Source organism: uncultured Psychroserpens sp. (assembly GCF_947492715.1).
GTDB lineage: Bacteria > Bacteroidota > Bacteroidia > Flavobacteriales > Flavobacteriaceae > Psychroserpens.
The window spans coordinates 255,202-274,029 of record NZ_CANLNS010000006.1; the positions used below are offsets into that span (position 1 = coordinate 255,202).

Below are 18,828 nucleotides of genomic sequence, written 5' to 3' on the forward strand. Positions count from 1 at the left end.
TAAAATCAATGTGTATTCGCAAAATTTTAAGAAAACCTCATATTCACTAAAAACTACTACAAAGTGACCTATCGAAAAATTAGGTGTCTAACAAATGGTCAAACAAACTGTATTGATTCAAAATATTATCTATAACCATTAACTAATTTTAATTTTATGAAACAAAAATTATTTTTATTCCTATGCTTGATTGCAAGTGTAGGTTATGTGCAAGCTCAAGGGCTTCCGTCAAATCCAGAACCTGGTAAATGTTATGTTAAATGTATTACTAAAGATACATTCAAAGAAGTTACTGAAACTTTACAAGTTTATCCTGCATACACAACTTTAGAAGTTGTTCCTGCAACATATAAAACTGTAGAAGAAACAGTATTAGTTAAAGAAGCTACAGAAAAATATGTTTACACTCCGGCAACATATGAAACCGTAGATGTTTCTTACGTAAGAAAAGAAGGACGTACAGATTTAAAAGTTGTACCTGCTTCATTTGGTAGAGATTCTAGAACTTTTGAAACTTATCCTGCAACTTCAGGATGGGAGTACAAAATTCTTGAAGATTGTCCTTCAGTAAACAAAGATGACTGTGTGGCTGCATGTTTTGTAGAGTATCCTGCAACTAACAGAGATGTTCCATTCACAACATTGGCAACAGATGCAAGCACTAATGCTGTACCAGTATCTGAGCAAATGACGTCTTACAAAAAACGTGTTATCAAAACGCCAGCAAGAATGGACAAAATAGAAATTCCTGCTGAGTACAAAACTATTACACGTCAAGTTGTTGATGTTCCTGCTAGCACTAGAAGTAACACTATTCCTGCAAGAACAGAAACTGTAACAAGAACTATTCTTGATCAAAAAGGAGGAATTACTACATGGGAAGAAGTTGAATGTGAATTATTAAACCCAACTGTTATTCCTATTTTTTATGAAACAGCGAGTGCTCGTTTAACACCTGCATCTAAAAGAACTATTGATGAAACTTTATTACCTATCTTAAATGATAAGCCAGTAAGTATTGAAATTATGGCTCATACAGATGCTAGAGGTAATGATGATTACAATATGTCTTTATCGCAACAACGTGCTAACTCTGTTGTAAACTATTTAGTATCTAAAGGCATCTCTAGAAGCCGTTTATCTGCAAAGGGATATGGTGAATCTAGATTAACAAACCGTTGTTCTAATGATGTTGATTGTTCTGATTCTGAACACCAGAGAAACAGACGTACAGAATTTAGAGTTCTAAATAACTAATCGTTATTTTATAATATTGGATAATATAAAAAAAAGACACCTTTAAGGTGTCTTTTTTCTTATGGTATAAACTTTATAATTACCTTTCTCTTTATTGACTTTAATACCATAGGTATCTTCCATATCACTCTGCATAAGATTATAAAACCTATGATGTATTTGCCAATCATGGTTCAACTCGTCTGCATTTGCTCCTTTGGTTACAATAGGCAGATCGAGCACTGAGGCCAACTGAAACATCACATCATTAAACGTTACATTATCGGCCTGGATTTGCGTATCGTCTATTAAGTACTTCGCTGTATGTTTCCCCCAATCAATTTGATGAACATCCCAATATTTAATATTAGACAAATCTAGCATTAGTACATCTCCTGTAGCCTCCGTATGAAATAAATCTAATTTCAATTCTTCCAAAATTTGGAATGTAGCATTTGTTCCTTTTTTAATATAAACCTCATAGGTTCTATTCAATTCTGGAGTCAAGTTAATCTGGCTATTTAAGATTTTATATTCTCTAGCTATGATGCTTTTCAAATCTCCTTTGTAATGAACGTACTCCCCTTTAACACGTCTAACCAGAGTTTCGTAGGTTTCGTTTTTAAGTGATTTAATTTCAAAATCAGATGTTGGGATATAATCTGCTTTTGCTGTCTGCTCTTTTATTTCTTGTACTTTAAAAACCTTATCTATTGATTTTTGCTTTACATTTTGTCTTAAAAAACGTTCTAAATCGGATTTTTTAAAATCGGTAGGACTTCCTTTCCACAAGATTTTTCCATTAGCATCAATAAGAAGCCCATATGGCAATATTCTAATGTTATTATCTCTAAAAGTTTCTCCTTTATAATCTATTGATATAGCTAGATCTGTTGGCTTTCTTTTTAAAAATCGCTTAACAACCTCTGGGTTTTCTTCGCTTAGTGAGATGACATAAAAGCGATCTGGATACTGTTTCTGCAATACTCCCAAATATTCAGACGCATAGACACAGGGACCACACCATGTTGCCCAAAAGTCTATAAAAAAAAGTGATGCCTTTGTATCTGTTGCAGATTTAGATACTTGTATTGTTTCAGAAAAACGAATTTGACTATAACCAGAAAACGACAATCCGACACAAAATAATAGTAAAAGAAATTTATTAAAATTCATTCATTTGCTTTTATAACTCCCTTTATATTAACAACTATTGTGCTAAAATAGTATTTTATACGAATTATTCGAACTTTTCTAATTACAATTCGAATTCCGCTCCCTCTTTAGCAAAATTAAATCCTAAATTTTGAATACTGTCTTTTAGTGGATGCGTATCTTTTAGCGTAGGATTTGTGTGATTAAAATGAATAAAATAGATTTTTCGCTTGGTTTCTAAAGATTCATTCTGAAACAAGGTGGTAGTTTCTGTCGTAAACGGATGTGGAATTTTACTCATATCTCGTTTCAACTCTCCATCTCGAAAGAAAGAGGCATCAATAAAAGCATAATCGACGCGCTTAACCTCTTCAATAATATCTCTTTCCCAAAGATGCCATTTATCAATATCTGGAATAAACAATGCCGATTTATGAGGTCCTTTAACCTTGTATCCAACTGTTTCAGAAAATTCATCACGATGTGGCACTTGCAATGGTGTAATCTTTAACGAACTACTAATATTAACTGTAGAGTCTTTTTGAAGCCCATTCAATTTGATATTATTAAAACTAACTAATTGACTCCAAGGGCCATTTGTTTCTAAAAATGTTTTCATCCTAGGCATAGCATAAATAGGAATATCATCTCCACCTAAAGCCTCAAAACCAAAATGCATTAACCCTGTATAATGTCCTATATGAGCATGTGTTAAAAAAACACCATCAATAACATTATTATTATCAAGGTGTTTTGTTTTTAAAATTTGAATTTGCTCTGGCATATCTGGAGTGGCATCGAATAACCACTTCTTTTTAGCTTCTAAATCAACTAGACCCAAGCAAGACACCATTTTCTTAGATTCTTTCTCCTCATAAAAGGACATGCAACACGCCTTTTCACAATCAATTTGTGGAAAACCTGCATCTTGCGCAATTCCCAAAACCGTAATATATTGCTTAAAATCTCTGGCGCCTATAGTTTCAACCTCTTTCTTTTTACAATTAAAAAACAAAAACGTTGTTATTAGGCATAAAATTTGAAAGCTTCTCATAAGTAAAATATCTATATTTGTTAAATATATAAAATCCCAAACCCATGATTCGTAAATTTTTAGCTTTTGTTTTAGTGTTTAATCTTACAGCTTGTGCTGAACTTCAAGATGTTGTTAATAGTCTTCCTCAAGGTGGAGGTGTGTTAAGTAATGCTGATATTGCTTCAGGATTACGACAAGCACTTGACTTAGGTATTGACAAGCAAGTGAGCAAACTAACTCAAAAGGATGGTTTCTTTAGAAATGAATTAGTAAAGATTTTATTACCTGAAGAATTGCAAAAAGTCGACAAAGGTTTACGCGATATTGGCTTAGGAAATTTAGCCGACGAGGGCTTAAAAGTTCTCAACAGAGCAGCAGAAGATGCGGTAAGTGAAGCTACACCAATATTTATAGATGCTGTAAAAGGCATTACATTTAATGATGCGAAAAATATTTTGCTAGGAAACGATGATGCTGCAACACAATATTTAACTTCAAAAACTCAAACAGCACTTTACAACAAATTCAAACCTGTTATCAACAACTCATTTTCTAAGGTTGGAGCAGATCAAATTTGGGAGAACCTCATCAACAAATACAACGCTATACCGTTTACAAATAACGTTAACCCCGACCTTACAGATTATGTAACAGGAGAAGCTTTAAAAGGTGTATATACTATGATTGCTGTAGAGGAAAAAGAGATTAGAAACAAGGTATCCTCTCGAACTACAGACCTATTGAAAAAAGTATTTGCACTTCAAGATTAAGCGATACATTACTTTTTACTTTTCATTTTATAGAGCCCGTCAAAGGCAATAGTAACAGTTTTACCTTCGGTGTATGTTTCCCATAGTTGTCGAACGGATCCATCATCATTTTTTGTCCAGGTAATCTGATGGTAGAAGGATTTACCTTCTTTATTGATCTGGTCATCTGTACGCATGATCATTTGATTTCCTTTTCTGTTACCTTTCAGTTTTAGGTGACCGCCCTGATTATCTATCCACAACTGTTCCCATTGTTTGGTTTTAAGGTTGTAAAAATTCTGGCTTGTTCCTGTATAGCCTCCTTTGGCGCTAGTCCATCGTTCTAACAAAATACAATTGTCTTGAATTTTCTGAATAGAATTTTCGCCAGCAGGACTACCATCTGGATTAGTAACCGTCCACTCTCCTATCCAAAAGTTGAAAGCCTCATGATTTTCAGTACAACAATTACAGGTGTCTTTTTGAGCAAAAACTAAAGAAGAAAAAAGCAACGCAAACGAAAGTAGAATATGTCTCATTATGATGTGTTTATTATAAATCTATTAAATCACTTTTAATATAAAGCTAATATTAACATAACATAAAAATAAAAAATATGGACCATATTTGTATCAGTTAGTAAGATTACATTTCCTTATTCATTACGAATTAGAACATTAGTTAAAAATCGACCATTAAACTTCAGGTCGATTTTTTTTATTAACATTTTCAAAAATTATAGTGTTGAATTACAATATTTTATCTAAATTTAATTACAAATTCCCTCGTGATGGAGTACACGCAAAAAATTATAGACAACCATAACTTGCTGCTAGCTCGTTACAAGTCGCTTATTGAGCAAGCCTATAATTTTCGTCAAACAGATTCTGCCTTGAGTGATATTTCAGAATTTAAAGCAATCAAACTCCTACACAAGATAAACAAACTCAAGTATTTGAATAGAGATTTATCATTAGCGCTTCAAAATTAATTTCACATTTTCTTAACGCTCAACTTTCATCTAAATGCAGTTTTTTACTCGTATATAGATTAAAAACACGTTATCATGAATTCACAATTTTGCAAAGTTGGAAAAATAAGACCAGAGATAAATAAGGTATTTAGCTTAAAAGAATTAGAGGAGAAATATGTTCGTTTTATGGAAGAAGCCTACAACTTAGAATATACTGATATGAGCCTAAGTGATATCTTATTATACGAAGCACATAAATTAAAACAACGCATTCTCAATTTGAAAAAAGCAAACACTAAAGATCTTGATGTAGCTTTTTAAAATAGTCAAATGCATTTTGCAACCTTGAACCATACCAAGAAAAATATTCTCCATCAACTACTATAATTTTGGTATTCTTAAGCTTTTGAGCCAATGATGCCACATGACTTTCATTGAAAGGAAAAGGCTCACTAGACAATAAAACGGCGTCTAAGCTATCATCAAGAGCTTCTATATCGATCTCAGGATAACGTTTTAAATTTTCAAAATAATTTTCGAAACCATTTAGAGAAATCATCTCATCAATAAAGGTCTCTTGCGCCGCAACCATCCACGGATCTTTCCAAATAAAATAGGCTACTTTTAACTTAGGTCTGTTTTCAGTATATTTTGAAAAATCATTTTTAGCGCTTACAATGTTTTGAGTTATAATCGCCGATTTCTCCTCTACTGAGAACAATTTGCCATACATATTAATAAGTTCTAATGCATCTTCTATATTATATATATCGCTAATATGAACTGGTGCAATACTTTCGAGTTCTGATATCATATCTTTCGTATTTTCTTCTTTATTACAAAGAATGATATCGGGATGTAATGCTATGATTTTATCGTAATTCACTTTTTTTGTACCTCCAACGACATTTGTTTTTTGTCTCAGATCGGAAGGATGTACACAAAATTTAGTTACACCCACAATAAAAAATTCCAAGCCTAAATCTACCAACAATTCGGTTTGAGAAGGCACTAAAGAGACTATACGCTTAGGCGTCTTTTTAAGCTCTATAGTACGTTGTAGTTGGTCGAGGTATTTCATATTACAATAACAACTTCAATACTTACTACGAGAGATGATTAATGGTTAATTATGACCTCCATTTGCAGCTGTAACGCTTTCGCTTTTTGAGCAGCAGCTTGAGCAAAATCATCACTTTGTGATGCATATATAATACCGCGTGACGAATTGATCAGTAAACCTACAGAGTCATTCATCCCGTATTTACATACCTCTTGCAAATTTCCGCCTTGAGCCCCAACACCTGGAACCAACAAGAAGTTATTAGGGATAATCTGTCGAATATCTGCCAAAAACTCTGCCTTAGTAGCACCAACAACATACATTAGATTTTCCGAATTACTCCAAGTTTTAGATGTCTCCAGAACCTCTTTATAGAGTTCTTTCCCTTCAATGGTTTTCGTTTGAAAATCAAATGCTCCTTTATTAGAGGTTAATGCTAAAAGAATGGTGTGCTTATTATCAAATGCCAAAAAAGGTTCTACAGAATCCTTTCCCATATAAGGTGCCACAGTAACACTATCGAACGCTAAATCCTCAAAAAATGCTTTAGCGTACATTGTACTAGTATTCCCTATATCGCCTCGTTTAGCATCGGCTATTGTGAAAATTTCAGAATAATTCTCATTGAGATATTCTATTGTTTTTTCAAGAGCCCTCCATCCTTTAAGTCCGTAAGCCTCATAAAACGCAGTATTTGGTTTGTAGGCTACACACAAGTGATGTGTTGCATCTATAATGGCTTTATTAAATGCAAAAATAGGGTCATCTTCTGCCAACAAATGTTTCGGAATTTTATCTAAGTCTACATCTAATCCAATACATAGAAAAGAGTTCTTTTTTTTGATTTGGTTTGTAAGTTGTTCTGTTGTCAATTTTTATTAATTTATTAAACTAGACTTTATATTATTCGTAATAGACGCTATTGTCCCTAAACCATCAAATGTATCAACACTCATTAAAGTGGCCAGATAGTTTATTGCAGGTTTGGTTTCGTTTTCAAAAACTTCAATTCGCTTCACATGTGTATGCTCATCTTTGTCATCTTTACGATTAGAAGTAGCTGCTCTTTTTTTTGCTCTAACAAGCAACTCTTCCTTAGGAACTTCAATATGAAGCACCTTTTCAACATTTAGATTTCTTTCTTTTATTAGCTCTAAAAGGTCATCTACTTGAGGAATTGTTCTTGGATATCCATCCAAAATCATACCTTTTTCATTCAAATTTTCATCAAGCGTCATACCAAATAATGTTTTCATTGTACTATCCGGAACTAAATCGCCATTTTCTTCGTACTTAGACAACAAGAGACCTATTTCGGTTTTATTTGATGTTTCTTTTCTACAAACATCTCCAGTAGAAATATGCTTGTAATTTAAAATGTCTTTTAAAAATTCACACTGGGTCCCTTTTCCCGAATAAGGAGGCCCCATAATAATTAATATGTTCATTTACTCATTAAAAAAGCCTCCAAAATAGAGGCTTAAAGTTTATATATGTTCGTCACTAGCTTTTAACTTTTCTGTATTGTCCGCCAGCATTAATTCATCAATTAATTTCTGAATATCGCCATTAATTATATTCTGCAGGTCATATAGCGTTAATCCAATTCTGTGATCGGTAACTCGTCCTTGCGGGTAATTGTATGTTCTAATCTTTGCACTTCTATCACCAGAGCTTACCATACTTTTACGTTTTTCAGAATCGGCTGCTTGTTTCTTAGCCAATTCTTTCTCATATAAGCGTGAACGTAGTACTTTTAAAGCCTTTTCCAAGTTTTTGTGAGATGACTTTTGATCTTGACAACTTACAATCATTCCTGTAGGTTCATGGTGCAACTTAATTGCCGAATATGTTGTATTTACAGATTGACCTCCTGGTCCAGTTGAAGTTGTACGTTCAATTCTAACTTCAGTCATATCGAGTTCTACATCGAATTCTTCAGCCTCAGGCAACACCATTACAGTGGCAGCACTAGTATGCACACGCCCTTGCGTTTCAGTTTGCGGAACCCGCTGCACACGATGTACACCAGCTTCAAATTTCAAAGTTCCATAAACATCTTCACCAGAAACTTCAAAAATAATTTCTTTATAACCTCCAGCAGTACCTTCATTTAAGTCTACAACACTAACATTCCACCCCTTACCTTCACAGTACTTGGTATACATTCTAAATAAATCTCCTGCAAAGATACTCGCCTCATCTCCTCCAGTTCCTGCCCTTACCTCAACAACAACATTTTTCATGTCATCTGGATCTTTTGGTATAAGCAAAAATCGAATATCTTCTTCGAGCTTAGGAATACCTTCCTTAGCTTCATCGTATTGCATTTTAGCCATTTCAACCATTTCGGCATCACTACCATCCGCAATAATTTCTTCTGCTTCGTTTAAATTATTGGTCAATTCTATATACAACTCGCGCTTATCCATAAGAACGCGCAAATCTTTATACTCCTTATTAAGCTGAACATAACGCTTTTGATCTGTAATTATATCGGGCTGAATGATTAAATCACTCACCTCATCAAAACGCTGTTTTACTATTTGTAATTTCTCTAACATTTATCTTCTAAAATTGTGTTTCAAAAATACGATAATTTATGAATTCATCATAGTGAAAAACTTGTTACTCAAATGAAAAATAATCTCATATGTTTTGACGTTATATCAACATGCAAAAGCAAGTCAAATCTATATTAAACTATTACAAATCAATGGCATTATGGTCATTTATCGTAACGCTTGGAATTACTATAATTAACCCTGAGCTTATCTTAGCGCTATCAACAAAACTATTTTTGGTTTTCGTGCTATGGTTTCTAATTAGCGATAGAAAGGTAAGACAACGTTTACGTTTTTATAGAATACGTGGTGTTTCTAATATGAAATTTTTTACTGTTATCTTTTTGTTTGACGGCTTCTTAACGGTTTCTTTTCTACTTTTAATAAAGGGCTTTATTTAGTATTCAAAAACACCATAAGAGCTTTTTATTGTAAGTTTCTTTTCTCCAGAAGATTCCACGCGACCGATAATTTGAGCATTAACATTAAACGATTTTGAAATAGCAATTATATCTTCTGCTATTTCCGGTGTAACGTATAACTCCATGCGATGACCACAATTAAACACTTGATACATCTCCTTCCAATCTGTTTTGGATTGTTCTTGAATAAGTTTAAACAATGGAGGTATCTCGAACATATTATCCTTAATGATATGCAAATTCTCAACAAAATGGAGAATCTTAGTTTGCGCTCCTCCAGAGCAGTGCACCATACCATGTAACGTTTCCGAAGAAAACTTTGAAAGTATAGCTTTTATAATTGGAGCATATGTACGTGTTGGTGACAGCACTAACTTACCTGCATCTAATGGCGAATTTTCAACAGAATCAGTTAGCTTTGTTTGTCCCGAATACACTAGATCTTCAGGAACAGACGCATCAAAACTTTCGGGGTATTTTTCTGCCAAATACTTATGAAACACATCATGTCGCGCAGAAGTTAATCCATTACTTCCCATACCTCCATTATATTCACTTTCATAAGTAGCTTGACCGAAACTTTCTAAACCAACAATAACATCACCTTCCTTTATGTTTGCATTGTCGATAACCTCGCTTCGTTTCATTCGGGCCGTAACAGTCGAGTCGACGATAATAGTTCTTACGAGATCACCAACATCGGCAGTCTCACCTCCCGTAGAATGTATAGTTACACCAAAGGTCTTTAAATCTTTAATAAGCTCTTCTGTGCCATTAATAATTGCCGAAATAACATCTCCAGGGATACGGTTTTTATTACGACCAATGGTAGAAGAGAGCATTATATTATCTGTAGCTCCAACACATAACAAATCATCTATGTTCATAATAAGTGCATCTTGAGCAATACCTTTCCAAACCGATAAATCTCCTGTTTCTTTCCAGTACATATAAGCTAAAGAACTTTTAGTTCCTGCTCCATCTGCATGCATGATTAGACAATAGTCATTGTCATTCGTCAAATAATCTGGTACAATTTTGCAAAATGCCTTAGGAAACAATCCTTTATCTATATTCTTGATTGCATTATGCACATCCTCTTTAGAGGCAGAAACACCTCTTTGCGCGTAACGTTTACTAATATCTTGGCTCATCTAATTATTTTGAGCCACAAAAATAAGAATTGTTAATTACAATTTGGGTCTATTTTTATCATCAGTTATTGAATTTGATTCAATTTCGGTTGAATAATCTTCCAAGATTTTAGCTTTCTTTTCCGCACCACCAAAATAGAAGTTCATACCAAAGGCAATTCTAAAGTACGTATCATCAGATGCTCCAGCTTCTAAACCATCGAGTGTATCGCTAGACACATAGTTATAATCTGTGTATAATTTAAGTGCAAATTGATTAGATACGATGCACTCCAAGCCTATTCCTCCTTGAACTTTTGGAGCTGTTTGCTTAAAATGATTGGACGCATTATAACCTGCACCTGCGAAAATAAATGGTGAAAATCGCTCATGTGGTATTACCAATAGTTCTAGATTAAGATCAAAAGACATAAAACCTTCATTAAAAAGATCGATATATGCCAAATTAAACTTATGATACCCAAAATCTATTGCTAAATGTGGTGTTAGATGTCGCTTGTAACCAAAATGACTATAAATCTCGAACATAGGATCAATGAAATCTCCATTGATTACAGAAGTTCCTAAAGCCACATCGAAGGCATTAGTTCCTCTTATTTCGTAAAATTTGGTTTTGGGTTCCTTTGGTGTTTCGGATAACTCCTGAGCTACCGACTGACATCCAATTAAACAAACTACTAAGATTAGTAAATTGAAACGAATTTGTTGTGCTATCATCAAATTTTGTTTTGGTTAAACTAAACCAATAACAAAGTGATTTTAGGTTCAAAAGATTTGGTAAGGCGGCTGGCAATATAAAAAATTAATTATCAATGACTTACATTTTTAAGAAAATTAACTGTCCTATATAAAAAAAGACAAATGGATTTATAAAATTCATTTGTCTTTTTAACTGGCAATGAAAACTATGCCAACTAATTTTTGTAAGCATCAGAAATCATTTACGATTCTGCTTGAAATCTCGCTTCGGTCTTTACAACGCTGTCCTGAGTTAGGTCATCTTTAACGTCGTTAGAGTCGTCCTGAGAAAACAACAAGGTAGCAAACATGAGCGCAGCTACGCTTAGTAGTAACTTTTTCATTTTTACAAAAAATTGATTAATAGCATTACAAACTTAACCAATTATGTTAGTGTTTATATAGCTTTAACTATATTTTCGACTAGTTGATAAAATTATGGGGTGAAATACATTAAATAGGGATTGTATATACGTAAGACTACGTACAGATAAGCCTAAATTTCATCCATTTAGCGCTAAAAACCTCAATAAACAGGGCTTTTAGAAACACTTTTATTTTGTAAATAACAACTCTCTATACTTCGTCAACGGCCAAAGTTCGTCATCAACAAGCAATTCTAACTTATCGCAATGATATCTAATATCATCAAAAAGAGGTTTCACTTTATTGCAATAAGCATGAGCCTTATTTTCTAAGTTTTCGATAGCATTGGCTTTCCTCCTTTCCTCTGTCATTTTTGTGACTTTAGAGTTAATACCTTCTATATGACTAGATATATCTTCAATTAAATTCAGTTGTTCTTTTGCCAACTTTTTAAAAGACGCACCATAAATCTCCTTAAGTCCTTTTACATTATCAATCAAAATGTTTTGGTAACGAACGGCTGTTGGCACCACATGATTTCTGGCAATATCACCCAATACCCTTCCTTCAATTTGAATTCGAAGCACATATTCTTCCATTTCAATTTCATAGCGTGCTTCCGTCTCTACACTATTCATTACGCCTAATTCTTCAAAAAGGCGAATGGCCTTTTGCGATACTTTCGCCTTTAAAGCTTCTGGAGTCGTTTTGTTATTGCTAAGTCCTCGTTTTTTAGCCTCTTTCTCCCATGCCTCACCATAGCCATTGCCTTCAAATAGAATTGGTTTCGATGTTTTAATATACTCTCTCAGCACATTAAAAATAGCGTCATCTTTCTTCATGTCCTTCTTAGAAATAAGTGCATCGACCTCATCTTTAAAATTAATTAACTGTCTGGCAACAATAGTATTTAAAACGGTCATCGGATTAGCACAGTTAGCTGTAGAACCTACAGCCCTAAATTCGAATTTATTACCAGTAAATGCAAAAGGAGAGGTTCGGTTCCTATCTGTATTGTCTAACAACACATCTGGAATCTTTCCAACAACATTTAATTTTAAATCGGTCTTTTCTTCAGGAGAAAGTTTCCCATTGGTTACATTTTCTAACTCGTCAAGCACCTTTGTTAACTGTGCTCCAATAAATACAGACATAATCGCTGGCGGTGCCTCATTAGCCCCTAAACGATGATCGTTACTTGCCGAAGCAATTGCCGCTCTTAATAATTCTTCATTGTCGTGAACCGCTTTAATTGTATTAATAAAAAATGTCAAAAATTGAAGATTACTCATTGGGGTCTTTCCTGGACTTAGCAAGTTCACACCTGTATTTGTTCCTAAACTCCAATTATTATGTTTACCAGAGCCATTAACTCCAGCAAATGGTTTTTCATGAAAAAGCACTTTAAAATTATGTCGTTCAGCAATCTTCTCCATAACATCCATTAATAAAGAATTATGATCAACAGCCAAGTTAGCTTCATCGTAAATTGGTGCTAATTCAAACTGGTTAGGAGCCACTTCGTTATGCCTTGTCTTTACAGGAATACCAAGTAACATACATTCGGTTTCTAAATCACGCATATAGGCCATCGCTCTATTTGGTATTGTACCAAAGTAGTGATCATCTAGTTGCTGTCCCTTAGCTGGAGAGTGTCCTAATAAGGTTCTACCAGTGAGCACAATATCAGGTCGAGACATAGCTAAACCACTATCTATCAAGAAATACTCCTGTTCCCATCCTAAAGAAGCATTTACTTTTTTTACATTTTTATCAAAATATTTACAAACAGCAACCGCAGCCGAATCTACTGCCTGCAACGCTCTTAATAATGGTGTTTTATAATCCAGAGCCTCTCCTGTATAGGACACAAAAACGGTTGGTATACATAATGTCGTTCCATAAATAAATGCCGGAGACGTAGGATCCCAAGCCGTATAACCTCGAGCTTCGAATGTATTCCTAATACCTCCATTAGGAAAACTCGAAGCATCTGGTTCTTGCTGTACAAGTTGCCCGCCCTCAAATTTCTCGATTGAAAGGCCATTACCAATTGTTTCAAAAAATGCATCATGCTTTTCTGCAGTGGCACCAGTTAAGGGCTGAAACCAATGTGTATAATGTGTAGCACCTTTGGAAATCGCCCATTCTTTCATACCTGTTGAAATATGATCGGCAATTCTTCTATCGATTTTAGAACCGTTACTAACAGCATCCATAACACTTTCAAATGCTTCTCTAGTTAAATATTGCCGCATCGTAGATTCGTTAAACACATTAGACCCAAAAATTTCAGATCGTCTTGCCTGTTCCTTAATTTGAATTGGTCGATGATTAAATACTTCCTTTAATGCATGAAATCTTAAAGTAGACATATTATTACTGTTTATTAATTTTATTAGGGCAAAAATAACTAATATTTGAAAACATATACAATATACCCCTAAAAAAATAGGGTATCAACAGTTGTTAATAACATTTTATCTAAAATAACCCTCTTTTTTTTGACCAAAACATAAAAATTACAATATTTGTGCTTTCAATTTTTAAAAAAATTAATAAGCATGAGCAAATCTAAGTTAGAATACATTTGGTTAGATGGCTATAAGCCAACTCAAAACATGAGAAGCAAAACTAAGGTTGAAGATAACTTTAGCGGAAAACTAGAAGACTGTCCAATCTGGTCTTTTGATGGCAGTTCTACCCGACAAGCTGAAGGAGGATCTTCAGATTGTTTATTAAAGCCTGTTGCTATTTATCCAGACCCAGCTAGAGAAAATGGTTACTTGGTAATGACAGAAGTTTTAAACGCAGACGGAACAGCACACGAATCTAATGCCAGAGCTACAATAGAAGATGAAGATAATGACTTTTGGTTTGGGTTTGAGCAAGAATACTTTATCATGGATACACATACGCAATTACCACTAGGTTTCCCTATTGGAGGATATCCTGGACCACAAGGTATGTATTATTGCTCTGTAGGTGGAAGAAACACACATGGACGTGATTTTGTTGAAGAGCATGCAGACTTATGCATTGCGGCAGGATTAAACTTCGAAGGTATTAACCAAGAAGTAGCATCTGGGCAGTGGGAATTTCAGCTGTTTGCAAAAGGAGCAAAAATAGCTGGTGACGAAATTTGGATTGCGCGTTATCTTTTAGATCGTTTAACAGAAAAATATGGTTATTATATTGAGTACCACCCAAAACCAGTAAAAGGTGATTGGAATGGTTCTGGAATGCACGCCAACTTTTCAAATACAACATTAAGAACTTGCGGAAGTAAAGAGGTTTATGAAAAAATTTGTGAAGCCTTTAGACCAGTAACAAAAGAACATATTGCGGTCTACGGAGAGTTTAATGACCAACGCCTTACTGGTTTGCATGAAACAGCTTCTATTGATGATTTTAGTTATGGTGTCTCAGATAGAGGAGCCTCTATTCGTATTCCTATTATTACAGTAGAAAAAGGATGGAAAGGCTGGTTAGAAGATAGGCGCCCTGCGTCAAATGGTGATCCATACAAAATTGCCGGTCGTATTGTAAAAACAGTAAAATCTGCCAATATTGGTTAGATACCATTGATATATTGTTCATAAAGGCGCCTTCTTCTAAGAAGGCGTTTTTTATGATTGAGATTTAAATGCTAAAAATATAAAGGCGCCATAGGCCACAACCAACAGGAGGCCTTTGTATCGCGAAATCTGAAACCTTTTAGGTATAAGAATCAATAGAATCAACACTGCAGCAAATCCTAACATCCAAAAAATATCATGATCCAAAATAGAAGCATTTGTTACAGGAATCGTCTTTACGATAGATGTTAAACCAAGTACAGAACCAATATTAAAAATATTTGAGCCTATTAAATTCCCCAAAGACAATGCTTTTTCTTTCTTAACAGCCGCAATAACAGAAGCCGCTAATTCTGGTACGCTAGTACCAATGGCGATTACTGTTGCCGCAATTACGGCTTCACTTACACCAACATCTGTTGCCAAATCTTTTGCTCCTTCTACTAACCATTCTGATCCATAATACAGTGCTGCCGCACCAATAAGTAACCAAATCCCAATTTTAAAATTAGATACTATCGCAAGATTATCATCAACAACTTCGGTTGTCGCATCTTTTTTTGCAGATCGTATAAGGACGACTAAAAAAACAATTAGACCTGAAAATAAAATAAGACCTTCCACAGAGGTTAGTTGATTGTCATTAGACAGGAAATAATAAAGCGCCATTGAAAATAACATCATGACTGGCCAGTTAAGCCTGTAAAACGACTTGTCTACCGCAATAGAACTTACCAATGCCGTAATACCTAAGACCAGCCCAATATTAGCAATGTTTGAACCAATAACATTGTTTATAGCAATCGCAGGAGACTCATTTAATGCGGCATTTAAACTCACTAATAGCTCTGGAGCCGATGTTGCAAAACTAACAACGGTCATACCTATGACCATCTTAGAAATGCTCAATTTAAATGATAGCGCAACCGATGAACGCACTAAAAACTCACCACCAACAACCAACAACATTAATCCTAAGATTATCCAGACTAAACTCATGTATTCTAAATTTTTGCGAAGATAGCATAATTTGCATAGTGACAAATAGTTAAAATCCCCCTATTTCATAATTGCAAAAACTTAAATTTTAGTTAAATAACTAAATAAATAGTTGTATAACTATAAAAATAGTTATAGATTTGTCACACAATCAAAACCTATCAATCGTGCAAAAGTTAACTAATAAAGAAGAAGAAATTATGCACATCTTATGGAACCTTGAAAAAGGTTTTGTTAAAGATGTACTTGCAGAAATCACCGAAGACAAACCTCACTATAACACCTTATCAACCATCATAAGAAATTTGGAAGAAAAAGGATATGTAAGTTACAACGCATATGGTAAGACACATCAATACTTCCCTATTGTGAGTAAAGAGGCCTACAAAAAACGTTTTATGAATACTGCTATCGAAAATTATTTTAATAGTTCGTATAAAAACGTGGTGTCTTTCTTTGCTAAAGAAGAAAAAATTAGTGTTGACGAACTTAAAGAAATCATTGCTTTAATTGAAAAAAAGAAATAATTATGGACTATTTACTTAAGGCTTCTGCCATACTTTTAATATTCTATCTATGTTATCAGTTGTTTTTGCAACGAGAAACTTTCTTTCAAGCAAATAGGTGGTTTTTACTGTCGGGTCTGGTATTCGCCTGCTGTATTCCATTGATTGTTATTCCCACTTATATTGAATATACGCCAACTCAAACTACAGGTTTCACCTTTGCCACAGATACTTCTATATATGTTAATAATCAAGGGATTGAACAAGAGACACCTTTTAATTACTCTCAATTGATACTGTGGGCTTATTTAGCTGGACTCCTATTTTTCTTAGGAAAATTAGCCATAGAGTTCTTGTCTCTAAGGAAAATTTTAAAGACAAGTCAAGTGGTAGCGTCCCATTCACATAAACTCCTTGAAACTAAAGCAGAGGTTCCTCCTTTTTCATTTTTTAATCGTATTGTTTACAATCCAAATCAGTTCAAAGATGATGAACTAGCACACGTTATTAATCATGAAAAAGTTCACACCTCCGAATTACACTCTGTAGATACCATCCTTGCCCAGTTGTCATGTATTCTATTCTGGTTTAACCCGATTATCTGGTTGTACAAAAAAGCGTTACAACAAAATTTAGAATTTATTGCGGATCAAAAAGCTCAGTACATTTCAGAATGCGATAAAAGTTATCAAACGGTTTTATTAAAAGCGAGCGTGAAAAATCATAGGCTGATATTTACTAATAATTTTTATACATCATTAATTAAAAAACGAATTGTTATGTTACACAAATCAAAATCACACAAAATTAACCAACTTAAATTTGGACTAGTACTTCCGGTAATAGCCTTATTTATGATGAGTTTCAACACAGAAACTATATATATTGAAGCGCCTTCAGAAGACATTTCAACATCTAGTTCTCCTGCTCTTCAAACTGGAGATATTGAAGTAGTTATTTCCAAAGATACTACCGACAAACAACTTGAGAAACTTCAGGAGCGCCTCAAAGAAAAAGGAATAACTTTTACTTATACAGACCTTAAACGAAATGCAAAAGGAGAAATCACAAGTATTAAAACAGATTTTAAAAGTGCCGAACGTTCATCAAACTACAGTATAAATGATGAGGACGGTATTGCTGCATTTCGCTTTAAAAGCACTGAGAAGTCATTCAATATTGGGACTATAGATAAAGCATATACAGTTTGGGAAAGTGACGATGATAAGAAAGTAAAAGTATATAACTCCTGGAAAAAAGATGATGATGACAAAAAAGCCAAAGCCACTAAAATTAAGGTTCACACCTCTAATGGCGATGAATCTGAAATCCATGTCCAAGCTACAGGGCGAAATTTTTGGATTAGTGATGATGGCACAAAGACAAATATTAACGCCTCTCAAAATGGAAATAAGACCAATATTTTTATTTCGGAATCTGATAATCCCTTATTTATAATTGACGGGAAACAGGTAGACAAATCTGTTTTTGAAAATATTGATTCTGAAAAAATAAGCACTATTAATGTTTTAAAAGGCACCTCTGCCTATGAGCTTTATGGCGAAAAAGGAAAAAATGGTGTTATCATAATGACCAAAAAAGGATCAAAAAACATCTTTGTTAAATCTGACGAAAAGTACAAAACAGGAGTCTTATACGAATTTATTGAAACCGACGGTAAACAACCACTTTATATTGTTGATGGAAAAGTTATTGCTAACGGAAAAGTAAGTGATATAGACCCAAATAGTATAAACACTATAGATATAATAAAAGATAAAACAGCCGTTAAGGTATATGGAGAAAAAGCGAAAAATGGCGCAGTCGTTGTTAGAACGAAGTCCCCTAAAGTTGTGAGGGGTTATAGAACAGGAACAGTTGTTACTGGTAGTCAATATAGTCCAACAGTAGTAGAAGTTGTAGAAGGCAGCCCTAATGTATTTACAACTAACGCATCTTATGCTTTTGTAAGTGACGATCATAGCTTAGCGGAATTTATAATAACTAAAGACGCTAGTGATGACAACTTAAAAAGACAAAAAAGCCAATTAAAAAAACTTGGCATTGATGCAAAATTCACAAAAGTACGTCGCAATAAGGCAGGAGAGATTACGGGAATAAAAATTACCTTAAATGATAAAAACGGAAACAAATCAACATCGAGTTGGAAAGAAAAAGATCAGGCGATTCCAGATATCATCATGGGAAAATCTAAAGGCAACAATCTATTCATTCGAGCAATAGGTCATTAATTGACAATCGTCTATAAAAAAAGCGTTTCAATATTTT

General features: G+C 34.1%; 19 protein-coding genes. 7 read left to right on the top strand and 12 right to left on the bottom strand.

Annotated elements, in window-relative coordinates:
* Positions 1-156 precede the first annotated feature (156 nt).
* A complete protein-coding gene (locus Q0787_RS15470) occupies positions 157-1,257 on the top strand; it encodes an OmpA family protein (RefSeq protein ID WP_298903740.1) in 1,101 nt (366 codons plus the stop codon).
* Between the two features lie 42 nt (positions 1,258-1,299).
* Here Q0787_RS15470 and Q0787_RS15475 read toward each other — a convergent pair whose 3' ends face one another.
* Both Q0787_RS15475 and Q0787_RS15480 read right to left on the bottom strand, forming a co-directional pair.
* Positions 1,300-2,412: a TlpA disulfide reductase family protein gene (locus Q0787_RS15475; RefSeq protein ID WP_298903741.1), complete on the bottom strand. Its 1,113-nt coding sequence runs from the start codon at positions 2,410-2,412 to the stop codon at positions 1,300-1,302.
* An 82-nt stretch (positions 2,413-2,494) separates the two neighbouring features.
* The gene (locus Q0787_RS15480; RefSeq protein WP_298903742.1) at positions 2,495-3,445 is read right to left on the bottom strand and encodes an MBL fold metallo-hydrolase; all 951 of its coding nucleotides are present in this window, start codon (positions 3,443-3,445) and stop codon (positions 2,495-2,497) included.
* Between the two features lie 44 nt (positions 3,446-3,489).
* Here Q0787_RS15480 and Q0787_RS15485 point away from each other — a divergent pair, with 44 nt between their 5' ends.
* Complete coding sequence (locus tag Q0787_RS15485; RefSeq protein ID WP_298903743.1) at positions 3,490-4,197, top strand: DUF4197 domain-containing protein; 708 nt, start codon at positions 3,490-3,492, stop codon at positions 4,195-4,197.
* Between the two features lie 8 nt (positions 4,198-4,205).
* Here the strand turns inward: Q0787_RS15485 and Q0787_RS15490 are convergent, their stop codons facing one another.
* Complete coding sequence (locus Q0787_RS15490) at positions 4,206-4,715, bottom strand: hypothetical protein (protein WP_298903744.1); 510 nt, start codon at positions 4,713-4,715, stop codon at positions 4,206-4,208.
* A gap of 251 nt (positions 4,716-4,966) precedes the next feature.
* On the opposite strand from Q0787_RS15490, the gene Q0787_RS15495 reads away from it, so the two are divergent.
* Together Q0787_RS15495 and Q0787_RS15500 are read left to right on the top strand one after the other, a co-directional pair.
* On the top strand, positions 4,967-5,167 hold the full coding sequence (locus Q0787_RS15495; protein ID WP_298903745.1) for a Lacal_2735 family protein: 201 nt from the start codon (positions 4,967-4,969) through the stop codon (positions 5,165-5,167).
* Positions 5,168-5,242: 75 nt separating this feature from the next.
* Positions 5,243-5,470, top strand: a complete 228-nt coding sequence (locus Q0787_RS15500) for a Lacal_2735 family protein (protein ID WP_298903746.1) — start codon at positions 5,243-5,245, stop codon at positions 5,468-5,470.
* Here the strand turns inward: Q0787_RS15500 and Q0787_RS15505 are convergent.
* The 8 genes from Q0787_RS15505 to Q0787_RS15540 form a co-directional block, all read right to left on the bottom strand.
* Complete coding sequence (locus Q0787_RS15505; protein WP_298903747.1) at positions 5,445-6,230, bottom strand: ABC transporter substrate-binding protein; 786 nt, start codon at positions 6,228-6,230, stop codon at positions 5,445-5,447. The genes Q0787_RS15500 and Q0787_RS15505 overlap by 26 nt on opposite strands.
* 38 nt (positions 6,231-6,268) lie before the next feature.
* On the bottom strand, positions 6,269-7,084 hold the full coding sequence (gene pyrF / locus Q0787_RS15510) for an orotidine-5'-phosphate decarboxylase (RefSeq protein ID WP_298903748.1): 816 nt from the start codon (positions 7,082-7,084) through the stop codon (positions 6,269-6,271).
* A gap of 6 nt (positions 7,085-7,090) precedes the next feature.
* Complete coding sequence (locus Q0787_RS15515) at positions 7,091-7,660, bottom strand: nucleoside monophosphate kinase (RefSeq protein WP_298903749.1); 570 nt, start codon at positions 7,658-7,660, stop codon at positions 7,091-7,093.
* 39 nt (positions 7,661-7,699) lie between these two features.
* The gene (gene prfA / locus Q0787_RS15520; protein WP_298903750.1) at positions 7,700-8,776 is read right to left on the bottom strand and encodes a peptide chain release factor 1; all 1,077 of its coding nucleotides are present in this window, start codon (positions 8,774-8,776) and stop codon (positions 7,700-7,702) included.
* Positions 8,777-9,173: 397 nt separating this feature from the next.
* Positions 9,174-10,352 carry an AIR synthase related protein gene (locus tag Q0787_RS15525; RefSeq protein WP_298903751.1) on the bottom strand — a complete coding sequence of 393 codons (1,179 nt, stop codon included), beginning with the start codon at positions 10,350-10,352 and terminating at the stop codon, positions 9,174-9,176.
* 36 nt (positions 10,353-10,388) lie between these two features.
* Complete coding sequence (locus Q0787_RS15530) at positions 10,389-11,069, bottom strand: Curli production assembly/transport component CsgG (protein WP_298903752.1); 681 nt, start codon at positions 11,067-11,069, stop codon at positions 10,389-10,391.
* 224 nt (positions 11,070-11,293) lie between these two features.
* Complete coding sequence (locus Q0787_RS15535) at positions 11,294-11,434, bottom strand: hypothetical protein (protein WP_298903753.1); 141 nt, start codon at positions 11,432-11,434, stop codon at positions 11,294-11,296.
* Between the two features lie 210 nt (positions 11,435-11,644).
* Positions 11,645-13,831 carry a glutamine synthetase III gene (locus tag Q0787_RS15540; RefSeq protein WP_298903754.1) on the bottom strand — a complete coding sequence of 729 codons (2,187 nt, stop codon included), beginning with the start codon at positions 13,829-13,831 and terminating at the stop codon, positions 11,645-11,647.
* A 189-nt stretch (positions 13,832-14,020) separates the two neighbouring features.
* On the opposite strand from Q0787_RS15540, the gene Q0787_RS15545 reads away from it, so the two are divergent.
* Positions 14,021-15,034, top strand: a complete 1,014-nt coding sequence (locus Q0787_RS15545; protein ID WP_298903755.1) for a glutamine synthetase beta-grasp domain-containing protein — start codon at positions 14,021-14,023, stop codon at positions 15,032-15,034.
* 51 nt (positions 15,035-15,085) lie between these two features.
* On the opposite strand, the gene Q0787_RS15550 is transcribed toward Q0787_RS15545, so the two are convergent.
* Positions 15,086-16,033 carry a calcium/sodium antiporter gene (locus tag Q0787_RS15550; protein ID WP_298903756.1) on the bottom strand — a complete coding sequence of 316 codons (948 nt, stop codon included), beginning with the start codon at positions 16,031-16,033 and terminating at the stop codon, positions 15,086-15,088.
* 167 nt (positions 16,034-16,200) lie between these two features.
* On the opposite strand from Q0787_RS15550, the gene Q0787_RS15555 reads away from it, so the two are divergent.
* Both Q0787_RS15555 and Q0787_RS15560 read left to right on the top strand, forming a co-directional pair.
* Positions 16,201-16,560, top strand: coding sequence for a BlaI/MecI/CopY family transcriptional regulator (locus Q0787_RS15555; RefSeq protein ID WP_298903757.1), 360 nt, complete (start codon positions 16,201-16,203; stop codon positions 16,558-16,560).
* Between the two features lie 2 nt (positions 16,561-16,562).
* Positions 16,563-18,791 carry a M56 family metallopeptidase gene (locus Q0787_RS15560; RefSeq protein ID WP_298903758.1) on the top strand — a complete coding sequence of 743 codons (2,229 nt, stop codon included), beginning with the start codon at positions 16,563-16,565 and terminating at the stop codon, positions 18,789-18,791.
* The last annotated feature ends 37 nt before the right edge of the window (positions 18,792-18,828 follow it).